This window comes from Limnospira sp. PMC 289.06 (genome assembly GCF_032350395.1).
Taxonomy (GTDB): Bacteria; Cyanobacteriota; Cyanobacteriia; order Cyanobacteriales; family Microcoleaceae; genus Limnospira; species Limnospira platensis.
Map to the genome: position 1 here is coordinate 1 of NZ_JARPLC010000052.1, position 17,514 is coordinate 17,514.

General features: G+C 40.8%; 9 protein-coding genes. 3 read left to right on the forward strand and 6 right to left on the reverse strand.

Annotated features, from left to right (window positions below; translation table 11 throughout):
- Positions 1-155 precede the first annotated feature (155 nt).
- From P5674_RS12565 to P5674_RS12585, 5 genes are all read right to left on the reverse strand, one after another.
- Positions 156-452, reverse strand: coding sequence for a DUF1830 domain-containing protein (locus P5674_RS12565; RefSeq protein WP_006619443.1), 297 nt, complete (start codon positions 450-452; stop codon positions 156-158).
- 154 nt (positions 453-606) lie between these two features.
- Positions 607-2,328, reverse strand: coding sequence for an iron uptake porin (locus P5674_RS12570; RefSeq protein ID WP_043468664.1), 1,722 nt, complete (start codon positions 2,326-2,328; stop codon positions 607-609).
- A gap of 36 nt (positions 2,329-2,364) precedes the next feature.
- Positions 2,365-2,802, reverse strand: a complete 438-nt coding sequence (locus P5674_RS12575) for a DUF4079 domain-containing protein (RefSeq protein ID WP_014277100.1) — start codon at positions 2,800-2,802, stop codon at positions 2,365-2,367.
- Positions 2,803-2,815: 13 nt separating this feature from the next.
- Positions 2,816-6,319, reverse strand: a complete 3,504-nt coding sequence (locus P5674_RS12580; protein WP_014277099.1) for an AAA-like domain-containing protein — start codon at positions 6,317-6,319, stop codon at positions 2,816-2,818.
- Between the two features lie 613 nt (positions 6,320-6,932).
- A complete protein-coding gene (locus P5674_RS12585; protein ID WP_014277098.1) occupies positions 6,933-8,603 on the reverse strand; it encodes an AAA-like domain-containing protein in 1,671 nt (556 codons plus the stop codon).
- A 185-nt stretch (positions 8,604-8,788) separates the two neighbouring features.
- On the opposite strand from P5674_RS12585, the gene P5674_RS12590 reads away from it, so the two are divergent.
- The 3 genes from P5674_RS12590 to P5674_RS12600 all read left to right on the forward strand — a co-directional run bounded on the left by P5674_RS12590 (position 8,789) and on the right by P5674_RS12600 (position 16,392).
- A complete protein-coding gene (locus P5674_RS12590) occupies positions 8,789-12,805 on the forward strand; it encodes a GAF domain-containing protein (protein WP_231852017.1) in 4,017 nt (1,338 codons plus the stop codon).
- A complete protein-coding gene (locus tag P5674_RS12595) occupies positions 12,798-13,934 on the forward strand; it encodes a sensor histidine kinase (RefSeq protein WP_006619449.1) in 1,137 nt (378 codons plus the stop codon). The genes P5674_RS12590 and P5674_RS12595 overlap by 8 nt, the downstream gene beginning before the upstream one ends.
- Positions 13,935-14,433: 499 nt before the next feature.
- Positions 14,434-16,392: a diguanylate cyclase domain-containing protein gene (locus P5674_RS12600; protein ID WP_315670023.1), complete on the forward strand. Its 1,959-nt coding sequence runs from the start codon at positions 14,434-14,436 to the stop codon at positions 16,390-16,392.
- Here P5674_RS12600 and P5674_RS12605 read toward each other — a convergent pair.
- The gene (locus P5674_RS12605) at positions 16,373-17,467 is read right to left on the reverse strand and encodes a tetratricopeptide repeat protein (protein WP_035760151.1); all 1,095 of its coding nucleotides are present in this window, start codon (positions 17,465-17,467) and stop codon (positions 16,373-16,375) included. The two genes, P5674_RS12600 and P5674_RS12605, sit on opposite strands and share 20 nt — an antisense overlap.
- Positions 17,468-17,514 lie beyond the last annotated feature (47 nt).

Below are 17,514 nucleotides of genomic sequence, written 5' to 3' on the forward strand. Positions count from 1 at the left end.
TGCTCCCTAGGAAATGTGATTGACTGCGGAACCCGCCCCTACTTTATTGTCGGTGGGGTGAGGCGGGTTTGGCAATATGCTCCCCTAGGAAATGTGATTAACTGCACAGGCGCGCCCCGACGTTCCTACGACACCCGTAGACGCTGCTGGTTTTATTAACCTAAGCCAACCACTAAATCTGGTTCTGTCTTATGATTTTCTTGAGTGGCTAAATGTCTACAGGGGACTAATTGTGCTAGGTTTGGCGTTATGCGATCGCCTCGATAAATCTCAAGTTTCGCTTCGGTAACTGCTTCAAAAAGTAAGCGTTCTCCGGGAAAGAGAATGTGTTCAAAGTACCATCCGGGGATATTAGAAATTCGGATAATTTCTAATTTAGTGGTGGCATTTTGATAGTAGCACAAAATGATGTCGGAATAGGTTGGGGGTATGGCATCAAAAATTGGTGACATTGGATAAACCTGGTGTAATTCAGAGACGAATAGGCGAGCTACGATTAGGCTAGGTGGTAAGTGTTAAGATATTGTGAATTTTCCCATAATTGATAAAATTGATCAAGGCAGTTTTAGATGTGAGGCAGTGGTTAAGGGGTCTAGCGGATGGGTACTAGAATGTAAAGGTAGTTCTGATCGTGCCAATTACGAGGTCTTGATGTCGATCGCTTTGATTAGGATTGGTAATCCAAATGATACCTGGGGTAATGGAAAGATAATCATTCAACTGATAACGATAAAACCCCTCAAAATGCCAGGAGGAGTCAGTGGGAAGGGTACGCCCCAACCTTCCTGAAGCATCAAGATTGGCTAGATAGGGTTCTCGACCAATAATCACGCCGCCTAGACTGCCTTCATGGAATAAATCAGGTAATGCCACAGTGATAGCATAGTTCCAAATTTGCCCATCAGCGACACCACGAGCCCTAGCGGCGGTATATCCTCCCCAACCTCCGAGGATAACGAGTGGGTGAATACGCCAAGATAATTGCAAGCCATAGGAATGACTAGAAACGCCTGTGGCGACTCCTAGGGGGTTAAGTCCGTTGGTTAATCCCAAGAGGGAATTAGCTATCCCAGTACCGGTGTAGCCGTTAAAGGCATTACGATTAACTTCTCCGGTGGTGCGATTAAAAACAGGGCCATTGTTCTGACCATTATCAAAGCCAAAGTTTCCGGGGGTGAAATAACTATGGTTATAAGTTAAGGCAAATTGTAGGTTATCTGTGGGGGTAACAGTCAATTGTGCCAGAATGGAAAAATCGCCGTTAAATAAACCTTGTGATGGTTGTGCATTGGTGGCGGTGGGGGTGAGATATCCGACGGATAGGGATGTGGGACCGAAGATGCTGGCTAAACTGTGATCGCGAAATTCATAATTGATACCAATTCCAGCCCCTCCGCCAAGTCGGTAGATGGGGTTACGTTGACCAAAGGCGCTTAAACTGCCTTTTCCGCCGTCGTAGTCATCAATATAGGGGTTGAGGGTAGGAACAAAATCATCCCAGGTGACTCCTTTGGCGGCGAGGGTGAAATAAAGGCGATCGCTAACGGGGAATTGATAGAATAGGCGTTCTAGCTTAATTTGATTTTCTGTATCACCGACAATGTTAAAGGTTTGGGTTCCCTCCCCGATCACTCCTCCGTTAAAGCTGGAGGCGTTACCGCTTACAAGGCGGGTAAATAGCAGGTCTTGTCCGGTAAAACTGGTGTTAAAGTCGAGACGGATACGATTTTGGAATACGGTTTGATCGGTTCCGGTGTCTTCTCCAAAAGCATCAGTGAGGGCAAAAATTGCCTCTCCCCGCAGTTGAGTAGTGAGGGAAAACTGATTATTCTCGATTTGGTCGAGATAGGTGTTTATGCGACGAATGTCCTGTCGTAATAGGCTTAATTCGGCGGCAAATTCTTCTTGGAGACGTTTAACGGCGAGTAATTCTCCCTGGGTCATGCGATCGCCAGTTTCGGCGGCGATGATTTCTGTAATGCGATCGAGACAAGTATTGACTCCGGCCGCAAATTCATAGCGACTTAGGGCCCTATTGCCGCGAAAGGTTCCGTCGGGATAACCTGCTATGCAGCCAAATCTTTCTACTAAGGATTGTAAGGCTTGAAAAGCCCAGTCTGTGGGTTGAACGTCACTAAGTTGGGAAACGGAGGTAACTTGAGATTGTTGGGGCGTTTTTTTGCCTTCCTGGCTGTAACGTTGGAGTTGTTCCCAGGTGTCTGAGGTGGGGTCGTCTGGGCTGGCGATCGCTGTTGATGGTAATATTGTCCCCATGATCTGGAGAACCATAATAGAAAACCACAGGTGTCTAAAGCTGTTGCCGTTCATGATTAAATTGGTGATCAAGTTTTAAGGCAGGTTAAATTAGGGCAGGTATTTTTGAACGACGACCCAACCGCTGAGGGAGACGATCGCAAAACTCAAGAATAGAATAACATTGGTAGTAATGTGAAGCGATCGCGCCCAAGATTTTTCTGGGTTAATTTGGTGGGCACTCCAGGCGGAAAGCAAGACTAAAGCCACGACGGTCAAACCAGCCGGAAGATGCACAGAGTGTCCTAGGTTTCCATAGTGACCAATAGTTCCGATGATGCCCACAGTTAACAACAATAGAACTAAAATGACCATAATCATACCGATCGCATAATGAAGCGGTCGCAACCACAGAGGACGGGAAGCGTTTTGCTGGCGACAGATGAACATCCAACCTCCTGTCATTGCTAAGATCAGATAAGCGGTGATGGAAAGACCCATAGACCAGGCGGCGATTTTCCATAACCACAAAAACGAAGGCAGATCCATAGTTATCCTTGGCCTAAAATTCACAAAGACGGCGATCGCTGGTTTCTAAATCCTGGTTAGTGCGTAAATAATCCCGTATCCAATCACAGGCATATTCTAGGGTATTGAGACCCAAAATATTGTCAATTTGCCAGAGGGTGATCGTGCCATTAGCCCCCCCATTAGCCAGAATTTGGTCATCAGGGCTAAATTCTACGGTTCTGACCATGCCACAGTTTCCCCCCAAATGAACTAGGCTATCACCATAGCGACTCCAGACCCTGACGGTTTGATCCTCACTAGCAGAAGCCAGGTATTGTCCATTATTGCTAAAGGCTACTTGAATCACGATACCCTGATGACCTGATAGGGTGTGGTCAAGGTTGTAAGTTTGTGCGGTGGGGTCCCACAGCCACAATTTGACAGTGCGATCGCGACTTCCAGAGGCGATCAGATCACCATCAGGGCTAAACAACACAGACCAGACGCCATCTTTATGACCATTTAGCCCAGAATACAATCTACCATCTAAACCCCAGAGTTTGAGCATATTATCATGGGAACTAGACACCATCATCTCACCATCAGAACGAATATCAACCCCCCAAACCGCCCCGGTATGTCCGCTGAAAACCTGGAGAATATTGCCATATTTGTCCCACATTTTTAGGGTATTATCCCAACTCGCTGTCACCAGTTTTTGGCTATCTGGCGTAAATTGCAGCCCCCAAACACTGGCTTGATGGTCCGTGAAGTTACGGTGGACGGAATTAGATGCCAAGTTCCATAGTTTCACAGTACCATCATGGGAACTGGAGGCTAACCATTCTCCATTAGGACTAAAGGCGAGTTGGTTGACTCTGGTGATATGACCTGTCAAGGTGGCTAGGGGGTTTCCCATGAAGTCCCATAACTTGATGGTTTGGTCACTAGAAGCAGAAGCCATGACCCCAGAGGTGGCATTAAACACAATATCCCAAATTTCTCCCTCATGAGCCGGAAAGTTGGTCATCAGGGGATGATGGGTTTTCCACAGTCGTAAAGTCCGATCCCAAGACCCAGAAACTAGGGTTTGGCTATCGGGACTAAAGGAGACAGCATCAACTTCGCCCTGGTGACTGCGAAATACTTCCCGGGGGTAGTACAGTTGATCTATGGGGCTTTTTTTCCACAATCGCACGGTTTGGTCGCGACTCCCAGAGGCGATAAATTGGCGGTCTGGACTAAAGGCAATAGCCCAAACTTCATCATCATGGTCTTTGATGGTTTGGAGGATTTCTCCCTTGGTATTGCTAATTTTTATGGTGCGATCGCGACTAGCTGAAACCAGTTGATCATAGTCGGGACTAAAGGCGATCTTCATCACTTCCCCTTCATGATGGGGCAAGGTTTTTAAGGGGGAACCATTGGATTTAAAAAGTTCGATAATTCCTGATTCTCCACCAACGGCGATCGTTTCACCATCAGGACTAAAGGCGATCGCCCGCCGTGGGATTCCATCATTGGTTAGGGTGGTGAGTAATTCTCCGTTAATTTTCCACAGTTTGGCACTGCCATCAAGACTAACTGAGGCGATCATTTTACCATCAGGACTAAAGACGACGTACATCACAGGTTGTTGGTGTGCCTCCCAGGAATATTCGAGGGTGGGGGGAGTTGGTTTGACATTCCAAACTTGCACATTTCCATCCCTCACCCCAACGGCTATTTGGTGATTATCCGGGCTGAAATTAATGGCGATCGTTTCATCAGCAAAGCTGCTTATATTAGCCCAAAGTTCACCATCTGGCTGCCACAGTTTCACCGTTTTATCCTGACCCACAGAAGCAATTAATCTGCCATCAGGACTGAAACTAATATTATTAATAGAACCCCTATGTCCAGAAAAGCGGTTAAACTCTTGAACACTATAGGCTGTTTGTGATAGCACCGACTCAACCTGAGCCTTGATTGAGGAGTCAGACCAGACCAGGTGGTTTAGAGATTTTTGGGCTTTAATAGCTTGTAACAGTGCCTCTAAAGGACGGTTGAGGGCGAGGAAGGCTTCTGAGGATTGCGTGAGGGCGTGAATTTCGCTAATCTTAGCTTGTCGATATTGCCAAAATGTCGATAAACCCAGAATTAATGTAATCGCAAAACCTCCACTAACTGCCCCTAAAAGTAATCTTTGCAGTCTGGTCATTTTTTGCTGGGCTACCAGTTGCAATTCTATAGTTTTGGCACGCTCAATTTCTAGGGTTTTTTTGACTTCTAAGGCTTCTAATTCCGTCGAAGCTGACAAAAATTGATAGTCGTCATCACTGAGGCTTTTCTGATGAGACCAATGTTGAGCCTCTTGCAAGGCTTGACCTCTTAATAAACGAGAAATATCTGTTTTTCCTGATTGTATCCAGGCTTCAAATGCTTGAGAATAGGGTCTTAACACCATTAATTGCTCTCGCACCCATTCACGATTAAATATAGCTTGATATATGCGGTTTTTGACTAGGATATTGCCCTGTTCTTCTAGGACTAATCCTGATAACAATAGTTCTATTTGTTCTCGACTATCATCAGCCTTGATATGATGATTATCTAATACCTGTTGATAGATACTCAGTAAGCGTCCGACAAATCGCTGATTATAGAGGATACGATTACGAATAGTTCGCAGGTGTTCCGGTTCGTCTTGAGATTCCCAACGGTCGATAATGTACCGATAGACAATCGACTCAACCCAAAATACCTCTAATCCTTTTAAGAGAGAATGGGCTTCGGTTTCGGTTCCCATAGTCATCATTAATCTACAGATTTTTTGAGTTAAAAATGGTTGTCCGTCTGTCCATTTAATAATTTCTCTAATTAGGGTTTTTCCACAACCAAATTTAGCCTCTAAACCTTGGGCTAAAGGTTCGGCTTCTTCTGGGGTAAATCCTGAGAGTTTGATGGCTGTACCAATATTAAAAGGGGTGCGAGTGCGATCGCGAATTAAATCCCCAGGAGTAGCTACCCCTAACAAAACAAATGTCAGGCGATTATATTCGGGGTTAGTCGCCCGTTGATTATAGCAAAAGCGAATAAATGCAAAGAAATCATCCGTCGGAAAATTCAGGCTCAATAAATTGTCTATTTCATCAATAAAAATCACGATTTTTTGGCAGGAAATATTCGCCAAAATTCCCTGATGAACAAACTGTTCTAGTCGCTGAATTAAGGATAAATCATCATGGTCTTTCCACCATTGTTTATAATCAAACTTATTCTTTAATTTTAAACTAAGCCACAGATTAACAATTACTCCCTTATACCATTGTTGAGGGTTAATGATTTCCCCGCCCACCTGAGTCATATCTAGGCTTATACAGATAAATTCATCTTGTTGTAAGCGGTGCATAGTCCGCACCATTAAAGATGATTTCCCCATCTGGCGCGCATTGAAAATATAACAAAATTCCCCCCCTTTTAAAGCCTGATAAAGTTCGGCATCTGCATGGCGTTCTACATAACTAATATGACCCGTTGGTAAACTTCCACCAACTTGATAAATAGATGTACTCATAAATCATAAAACCTCGCTTTTTTAAAACTAAAAATTAGCTGTTTTTTGAAATCAATAAATGTCATTATTCATTTTTTCAGTAAATAGGAAGCTACCATCAGGTAAAACTAATCATCCTACTGGTCGCCCTATGGTGGTTGGGATAGCAGGATCGATTAAAAATCGAGTTAAAAAGTCTTGGTAGTATCCTTCCGGGCAACCATTGCTATTGAAGGGAATAAAAAGCAGTTTATAACCTATTCCCTCATTCCGATTACAACTACCACGAAACTGTCTGCTACCCCCTCCCCTTAGAGTCTTCTAGCAGTCTAATTCGGTTTTGGCGGGTTTCTGTGGCTAATACTTCCCCCGAGGGAGTCAAAGCCAGCCGCCGGTCCGGGTTGGGATGCACTATTGCTATGGAATCGCGCGGTCCGGGTCTTTTAGGCTAATTATGATGGGTCCTGGTGTGAAGTTGGTTTTTGCTTGTTCATTGGGGAGGCTTTCAGTTTCTGAAATTCAATCAGGCTAAATAAACACAAAATCTAGACTAAACTTAATGACAACATCGGTGATTTGTTATACAAAAACAGCTATTGCCATTATATCAAAATTGGGGGAGTCAGTCACTAATTTAAAGGCTGATGGTTAGGTTTTTAGTGGTTATGCGATCGCGTCCTTGATTTTTGGATTGATATAATGCTTCATCAGCCGCTTGCATTAAGTAAAAGTGGTTGATGTGGGTTTTGGGAATTATACTAGCTACTCCCATGCTAAGGGTAATAATTTTATCTGCACATAAGGATTTTTCATGCACTATCTTCAAGAGTTTAATATTTTTGCGAATGATTTGCGCTAAATTTAAGGCTTGCGTTGATGTGGTTTCTGGTAAAATAATCGCTAATTCTTCGCCCCCATAACGCGCTACTATATCCGTGGGATGATGAAGACTAGATTCCATAACTTTCGCTACTTTTTGTAAGCACTGATCCCCGGCAATATGTCCATAGGTATCATTATAGAGCTTAAAGCAGTCAATATCACACAAAATCAGAGAAATAACCTCCCCTCTCTGACTATGTTTTTGCCATTGTTTTTCTAAGTAAGAAAACAGAAAACGACGATTGGGAATTTGAGTTAAATCATCTATATTAGCTATTTTCTCCAGTTGCTGATTTATCGATTCTAATTCATGGAGCCGAGAATATTGATTAAAGATTCCTTTTTCATGGAGGTATTTAAAATACTGGCGATAGAGTTGACAACTGACGATCGCTTGATTTCCTTCTAGCTTGACCAACCCCAAACTTTCTAATTTATAAGCAGCAATGGGTTCCACCGTAATTTCTTCATTGGACATCACAATTGCCTGCAAAATTTGTAATAGTTCCGGTTGCTCTTTAAGAATTGCTAATTGTTCGCACAGGTGTTGATTATAAATGCCTCCTTGTGTATAGGCTTCGCTGAGGATTTTTTGGAGGCGATCGCCCATGCTTTTATGGTCATTATTATCGGTCACTACCAGATGATATAAAGCTAACCTAACTAAGTAGGGATGGCCTCCCACCATATCCATTAAATCCGTGACTAAATTGCCATCATCATCCTCTATTTCATGACGTTTGGCTAAATCTTTAACCTGTTCAGGAGTAAAAAATGGCAGTCGGATCGGGAGTCCCACATTAAAGGGAGATTGATTTAATTTTAGGGGAATATAAACCTCCGTTGAATGTACCATAACTAATCGCAATTTTTGCATTTCTTCCGATTGTCTAGCTTCCTCATGCCAAGACCGCAACATCGGCAAAAACTCCCCCGCTACTTGGGGATACTCAAACAGATAGTTAACTTCATTAATGGTTATGATCAGAGGTGCATCGATTAAATCTAGCAAGTATTTTAGATAAATTGTACAGCTAACTTTACTGCCGATATCCTCATCCCAATAGTCATCTAACCTAGATGGTAAATTTAGGCAATGACCGACAATGGCACAAAACCACCGCAGAAAACGATTCAGATCTGATAACATTGAGGCTTCAGTTTGTCTCAAATCTAAATTGACTACATGATAATTGTTTTGTTTACCATAAGCTAAAATTCTTTGCAACAGAGAACTTTTCCCCATTTTCCTAGGGGCACGAATACGGATCACACTTCCCGGTTTCTGTATTTCTCGGTAGGCTAGTTCTTCAATAGGTGGGCGATCGATGTAAAAAGGTGAGTTGAGAGGTACTGGATCATTAGGATATTCAAATTCCATACCTAAAATATGTGCGGGTTCGCCGTTCATAGTAATTATCATAATATATACTAAGGTATTTGGTGTTTGTCATGTATAAACAGTTTTACCCAAAAAAACCCTGGTTGCATCATCAGCCATATATTGTCATTTATACTGGTACAATGGTAACTATCAGTAACTCCGGGGTTAGTTTGGGTTGCCAGATCTTTCCTGTTAACTATGACTCAAGAGAAGGTGAGAATGTTATGAACTACAGACCCTTTAATATTCTCCTGGTAACAAATGATGATGCTTATGAAGTTCAACTACGACAGTTGCTACAATTTATGCGATCGCTTTCTGTTAAATTAGAGCGATACTCCCCTACCTTAGAGCCTTTCGAGCAGACTTTCCCTGAATATCATCTTTACCTTATTGATTATACTACATATTTGCTTCGAGATTGGATTGATCGGGTACTACCTACCCCAGTTATTGCCTTAGTGGACAACTCAGAAGCGGGTCTAGCTGCTTTGAATATGGGTGCCACAGATTATCTGCCCATAAATAGACTTATTCTTGAGGAAATAGAGCGATCGCTCAGATTAAGTTTAGCTTTGGGTCAAGCCCATAATCATCAGACAATTTCCTCAGATCCTAATCACCGTACCCCCAATTTATATGAAGACAAATTATTTATAGAGACCATCATTAATAGTTTTCCAAAACTCATATATATTTATGAACCCAAAAACTTACAAAATGTTTATGTAAATAACCAAATTATTAACATCCTAGGTTTTTCTCCAGAAGATTTACAAAAGCTGGGCGATCGCTTTTTCTGGGAGCAGATTCACCCCGATGATTTACCTATATTAGAAACCATATTAGAGCAAGTCTCTGCCTTATCAGAGGGAGAAGTTTTAGATATTGAATACCGGATGCGCCATAAAAATGGCTCCTATCGCTGGTTGCGAGCCCAGGAAGTGCCATTTACCAAAGATGCCAATGGTCTGGCTGTACAAGTCTTAGGAACCGCCCAAGATATTACTTCCCACAAACTCATAGAATCCCAACTTCAAGAAAGCGAAGCTCGTTTACAAGTAATTTTTAATAGTATTTCTGATAGTATTTTAATGGTAGATTGCCAAGGAATAGTTCATGCAGTCAATCCCGCTGGATTAAATTTATTTGGACGCACTTCCGAAGAGTTAATTAACCATGAGTTAGGACTACCAATAACTGTGGGAGATGTAGCACAATTGGGAATTCTTAACCCAGAACGGGGACTGGTCATGGTAGAAATGACTGTCGCTGAAACTGAGTGGTTACAAAGACCATTTTATGTAGTTTGTTTTCGCGATATTACAGAGCGCTGTAAAACCCAAGAAGCTCTACAGGAAAGTGAAGAGAGATTTAGCCAAGTAGTTAATCATATTCAAGATGTTTTCTGGCTTACCAGTCCTAGGGGAGACAAATTGTTTTATATCAGTCCAGCCTATGAAAAAATTTGGGGTCGTAGTTGTCAGGCTGTTTATGATGATCCCGGCTCCTGGTTAGAAGCCGTACATCCTGATGATTTACAGTCAGTAATCGTCAATTTTTCCTATCAAGAATATGCTCAATCTAGGTTTATAGAATATCGCATATTTAAGCCTGATGGTGATATGCTGTGGATTTGCGATCGCGCTTTCCCTATTAAAAATGAGCGAGGCGATGTAGTCAGAGTTGCTCGCATTGCTGAAGATATTACTAACCGCAAAAAAACCGAAGAACACCTACGCCAACAGGCAGAAAGAGAGCATCTTCTGTATCAACTAACTCTCCATATTAGTCAATCTCTCAATCTTGATGATATTCTGCAAAATACAGTTAATGAATTGCGTCACTTACTTGACTTAGATAGGGTGTTAATTCTCCGCTGTCATGACCAAAATTTAGCCACTGTTACCCATGAGTCAATTGTGCCAGGAATCGACACAATTCTGGGCTGTAAATATCAGGATTATTTGTATAATCATGGCCAACAAAATGACCAAAAAGAACCATTAATTATCTATGATAATGATGCTAATCTCAGAGCATTTTCTCCTCAGCATTATTCCTTTAATCTGCAAGCAAAATCTCGGATTTCTGTGCCAATTTATCAGGGAGATAATTTATGGGGGCTATTAATTGTCCATCATGTAGCACATCTGCGAAACTGGGAAAATTGGGAAATTCAGCTTCTTAAACAATTAGCAACTCAACTGGCGATCGCTATTTACCAAGCCGAACTATATCATCAGTTACAAGTAGAATTAAATGACCGAACTCAAGCAGAGGAAGCCTTGCGAGAAAGCCTAGTCAGAGAAATGGCAATTACCCAACTGATTCAACAGATTAGTCAAACCTTAGAACTAGATCAGATTTTTGACAATACTACCAAAGACGTACAACAAATTTTAGACTGTGATAGTGTGGTCATTCATAAATTTAAAAACCCTGACAATTACTACCACCATTTATTATTACCAGATTTGCGAATCATATCCGCAAAACACAACCAAGAATCTCCCCATATTAAACTCGTAGTCAAGCATCTTAAATCAGGTCAGGTTGTCATGGCTGATAGTCACCAAGATAGTAGTATTTCGGAAAGTCAGATTAAACTATTAAAAAGTCTCAATATTCAAGCATATCTAGGAGTTCCTGTTTATGTAGGTGAAACCCTGTGGGGTATATTAGCCACCTACCAAAAAGAATCCCGTAAATGGCTCCACCATGAAGTAAAATTACTAACCCAAATTGCTCGACAGTTGGGAGTAGCTATCTACCAAGCCGAACTATTTACCCAACTTCAACAAGCCAAAGAAGCCGCCGACACCGCCAACCGAGCTAAAAGCGAATTTTTAGCCAATATGAGTCATGAACTCCGTACCCCTTTAAATGCTATTCTGGGTTTTACCCAACTTTTAGGGCAAAATTACGGTCTTACTTCCCAACAACAAGAGTATCTACAAATCATCCAACAATCAGGAAAATATCTATTATCCCTAATTAATGAAGTCCTAGATTTATCTAAAATAGAAGCCGGAGCAGTAACCTTAAATCCTACCAATTTTAACCTGATAACTTTACTAAAGCGGATTAATACCATGCTCCAAATTAAGGCGAGTTCTAAGAATTTAGTGATGAATATACAGTTACAGCAAGATATTCCTGATTATGTCCAAACTGATGAGTCAAAACTTAGGCAAGTTTTAGTCAATTTACTAGATAATGCCATCAAGTTTACTGATGCTGGTTCTGTCACCCTGCGGGTATCATTTGTTAGCTCTGTTAGCCAACTTTATTTTGAGGTAGAAGATACCGGACCTGGTATTACTCCCGACGAACAAGAACGCTTATTTAAACCATTTGTACAAACCGACGTGGGTCGCAGACATCAACAAGGTACTGGTTTGGGTTTAGCAATTTCTCAGCAATATGTTAGTTTAATGGGTGGAAAAATTACCATTGTTAGTGTGGTAGATGGGGGGGCAAAATTTATGTTTAATATCCCCGTTGAAGTCATCAAATCTGAAAATATTGACATCGAATATCTCCCGGAAGAAGAATTAACTCTTGATGACATTAGCTGCATTAATATGGCTCCCAATCAACCTAATTATCGGATTCTTTTAGTGGAAGATAATTTTAATCATCGCCAACTATTAGTTAATATTTTAACTCCCTTGGGTTTTCAAGTCCAAGAAGCCGAAAATGGTCAACAGGCTTGCGATTTATGGCAACTATGGCATCCACATCTAATTTTAATGGATATGAGAATGCCGGTTATGGATGGTTATCAAGCTACCCAGAAGATTCGACAAACTCCAGAGGGTCGGTCTACCATCATTATTGCGATTACCGCTCATGCTTTTGAGTCTGAGCGAGCCTCAATTCTGGCTACAGGCTGTAACGACTTAATCCACAAACCTTTTAATATTAAAACTCTTCTTGATTGCATTAGTGCCAATCTTGGGGTAAACTACATTTATGGCAAATCTATTTCTAACTCTTCTTCCTCATCCTCCTTGGGGCCACCTCGTTTAACTACAAAGGATATTGATATTTTAGACTATGAATGGATTAAACAATTCTATCGAGCAGCTATGGCAGCCAGGGAATCTCAACTTAGGGGCTTAATTGCTCAAATCCCTCCCGAACATACGGTAATTATTGAAGGTTTAAATTGGTATGTTAATCATCTTTTATTTGACCAAATTATTGATTTAATGGAGCCATACAACCATGGATAATTTAGCAGTTAATAAAAACAAAGGAGATATTTTAATTGTCGATGATAAACCCGAAAATTTACAGTTTTTATTTACCATGTTAACCGAGAATGGCTACGATGTCCGGCGGGTGATTAATGGTAAACAAGCCATAAATGTAGCTTTATTTGAACCGCCAGATCTGATTTTACTTGATATCATGATGCCTAATTTAAACGGCTATGATGTTTGCAAAATCCTCAAAGAAAAATCAGAAACTAAGGATATTCCTATCATTTTTTTAAGTGCGCTTAAAGATGTATCCGAAAAAGTTAAAGGCTTTAATGTGGGAGGGGTTGATTATATTTCTAAGCCTTTTGAATTACTGGAAATTTTGGCGAGGGTTGAGAACCAACTTACTATTGTTCGCCAGAAGCGACAACTAGCGGAACAAAATGCACGCCTAGAACAACTAAATCAACAACTACTCAGATCTAATCAGGAACTTGAACAATTTGCTTCTGTGGTCTCCCATGACCTACAGCAACCGCTGACTAGCTTAAAGGCTTTTGCTCAGTTACTCCAGATAGAATGTTCTGATCAATTGAAAGAAAAACCGAGAGAATATGTTAATCATATTATTAATGCGTCAATTCGGATGCAAAGGATGATTCAAGATTTATTAATTTACTGTGGCTGTGATACACATTCTCCAGCTTTAGAATTAATTGATTGTAACCAAGTTTTAGCGCAGATACTTGTGGATTTAAGATTAGAAATAGAAAAAAATAACGCCCAGATTAAATATAATAATTTGCCCCAAATTAAAGCTAATAATATTCATTTGACTGAGGTGTTTCAAAATCTCATTAGTAATGCCATTAAATATCGTTCTGATGATTTGGCACCATTAATCAATATCTCCTGTCAAGAAACAGACACTAACTGGATATTTTGCTGTGCTGATAATGGTATTGGTATTGACTCCCAAGAGTTTGAGAATATCTTTAAAATCTTTACCCGTCTACATACTTTCAAAAAGTATCCGGGTACAGGTATAGGCTTATCTATCTGCAAAAAAATCATTGAAAGCTATGGGGGCAAAATTTGGTTAGAGTCTAACCCCGGACTAGGAACACAATTTTACTTTACTTTTCCCAAATTTAAATAAATAGTTTAATTTTGTTAAGAAAATTGGGTTATTGCAACTACCCTATTGACAGGAAAACCTAGCCTGTGCCAGAATCGACATATTAGAGAACTTAGGTTTTATAGCCCAAAAACAATCTAAAGTCTTTATTAAGAAATTAGGTTTTTTTAAAATTTTAGGCTAGTCAAAATGGCTTAATACCTAATAGCGCCACAAATAATTTGCCCAAAGTTGGCGGAGTCGGCAGCTTTGTTGAAGAAAATTTGTATATGGCAGTCCCCTCGGCCATACTTATGTATGTATCTGTAAAGTGCTTTGGCGTTAAACTGTAATAATGCTATGGATTTTGGGAATACTATATATGTTATGGATTGTCAAATTTATGAAAGGCGCAAGGTGTTGAGTAAAATGCCAACAATCCGATAAAAATCTAGGTTTATGGACATCGCCATTTAAGTTTTTCCGCGATACTCAAAATCTGGATTTTTAGGTAATTCGTAGATTTTGAGCAGGGTGACTTATGAATGAGTTAATGGAAGACCGAGGGAAAATTTTATGGATTGCAGGAGATGTGGTAAATGATGATCATAGTTTACCACAAAATATCTTACAAAATCATGGATATGAAGTTAATCTAGTAATGGGATTAAAACTAGCTTATCATGCAATTCAATCATGGCCATTAAATTTAATTTTGTTAGATAGCAAATTACACGATGGAGATAGCTATGAGTTATGTAATTGGCTGAAATCGAAATCAAAATTTCAAAAAATACCAGTTATTATCATGGAAAGTAGGGGTGATTTGTTGAATAAGCATACGGTTTTTGATGTAGGTGCTGCGGATTATATAACCCAACCTTTCCATGAACAAGAAATGCTCAAACGCATAGAATATCAAATTACTCTACAGCGACAGCAACACCAAATTAAAGAACAGGATTTAGGCTTAACTTGGGAAAGTCATAAATCGGAAATAGCTAAATTAGCTTTAGAAAAACAACGAGCCTTATTAAGGATGGTAATTGATGCTAACCCCAATATAATTTTTATTAAAGATTGGGACGGAAGGTTGACTTTAGCTAATCGTGCCATGGCGAATTTATATGGAACTACTGTAGATAATATGATGGGAAAAACCCATGCAGACTTGAATCATAAGCAGTATCAAAATGATTATATTTTGGCAAGCGATCGCGAAATTATGACTTCTGGTAAACCGCGACTAATTGCCGCGGAACCCGTGAGGTTAAATAATGGAGAAGTTCGTTGGTTTCAGACCAACAAAATACCGTTAATTGGTAATGATGGTCAAACCCCATATTTATTGGTAGTTTCCACAGATATCACGGAACGTCAGGAAGCAGAACAAGAACTATGGAGTCATGCGGAACGGGAAAGAATGTTAAGGGCAATTGTCCAAAGCCTTCATGAATGTATAGATTTAGAACAAGTTTTAGAATGTACTGTTAATCAAATTCGGGAATTTCTAGTGAGCGATCGCGCTTTAATTTATCGCCTAGAAAATGATGGCAATTATCGGGTAGTTATGGAGTCAGTATCCCCCCCTTGGCAACCTTTGTTAGGAACGACAATTAACTACTCTGGTTTATCGGAAGTTATCACGGAGATGGCTGCTGCTAATTATCTAAAAATTTGGTCTATATCTAATGTTGATAAAGCCAATATTCCCATCAATTTACGGAATAAATTAGATGGGTTACAAGTGAAGTCTAAGCTCATTTTACCGATTATTCATCGCCACCCAGATTTGCGGTCACAGCCAACTGAATCCCCCAATTGTTTATGGGGTTTACTGGTCATTCATCAGTGCGATAATACCCGAGGTTGGCAACCGGAGGAAATCGAAGCGTTGCGGTCTATTGCTACTCCCATTGCTGTAGCTATTCAACAGGGAGAATTACACGCGAAATTGCAAACAGTTAATCAAGAATTGGAACGCCTAGCCAGCCTAGACGGATTAACCGGAGTGGCGAATCGGCGACAGTTCGATCTGCACTTAAAAAGGGAATGGCAAAGGTTATTAAGGGAAACTGCACCCATATCTGTGATTATGTGTGATGTAGACTTTTTTAAAGCCTATAATGACACCTACGGCCACCAGATGGGGGATGAATGCCTTAAACAAATTGCGAAAATCTTAGAAAATTGTGCCCAACGTTCTACGGATCTTGCTAGTCGCTATGGCGGGGAAGAATTTGTGATAGTATTACCTAATACTGGGATTAAGGGAGCATTACAGGTAGCTGATAAAATTCAACATCAGATCAGAGCCCTAGAAATTGAACATCAGAAATCGGAGGTTTCCGGCTATGTGACTCTCTCGTTGGGGGTTGCTTGTCAAGTCCCCAATCACGATCGCAGTCCAGAATCATTAATTAAACTAGCTGATGCTGCGCTTTATGAAGCGAAAAGTAAAGGCCGTAATTGCATAATTGCTAATGCTGAGACCATTTAAGAAAAAGCAAGCCACTATAAAGCTGAAAGGCTGGGTCCCAGGGAGTCTCGGACTGTCGTTCTAAATCGATATAAGATTTAATCCTACTGAGAAGTTGTGTATAATCCAAGACGGTTTCAGCAAAAGCGGTAAATTCTGACGAGACTGGTATATTGTCCAGGTTTTGATTAAACCTATCTAATAAACTATTCCACTGAAGACGTGAAGTTTGTTTATTTTCGACTTTTGCCAACTGAATACCCTGATTAAAATCTAATGTGACATCACAAAACCTGATAATGGAATGACGACCTGGTAAATGCAGATCATAGATTTTGGCATAGTCCTGGGTAACTTCCTTGTGGCGAAAGCGATCGCCTCTACTGCGGCGAGGATCATAATCCATAGTTTCGGCAAATAAAGGTAATAAACCTTCGACACGGTGGCTAACTTCGGACCAATTCAAATTTAACATTCCCAGGCGATCGCTTTCATCCAAACAAACCACCCCCAATTGTGGATACAGAGATTGCACATAACAGACCCGAAAAACGTGCAATTTTTCCAGGTCAGTTAAAGACACCCAAAACACGGGAATATTAGCCGATCGCATTTCTTGACCATACACCCCCAACTCTCCCATTTCTCCAGTCTTATAAAGTCGCCATCCTTTACTTTGTAACTGCATCCGAGCGCTATAGGCATCAGTTTTGAGAATCCGTGCCAAAGTTTTGGCAGCCTCTGGCTTATCTTCTGGCGCAATAGGTTCTAATATCAAAACTCCCGGTTCACAATTGCGGGGATTAGTCTTAGCATCTGCGATCGCATTTTGGCGGCGTTGTTGTTCAATAGCTTCTAACCGCTTGACCCCCTGACGCGCCTGGTCAATAACTTTAGGATTGGTGGTAGTTTTCAGTAATTTTCGATAAACCTTTTCAGCGGACGCTAATTTATCGGTCGCCTCATACCAGCGTCCGATATAAAACTGTACCCAGGGATTTTGGGGCGATTCCTTTTGTAATTTTTTAAGTAATTTCGCCGCCTCTCGATAGTCTTGACTCTCCAAGGCGGCGACGACTTGATCAATTTCTTTCATATCAGGACAAAAACCCCTACCCCCGGTCAGGTCGGGAATAGGGGAAT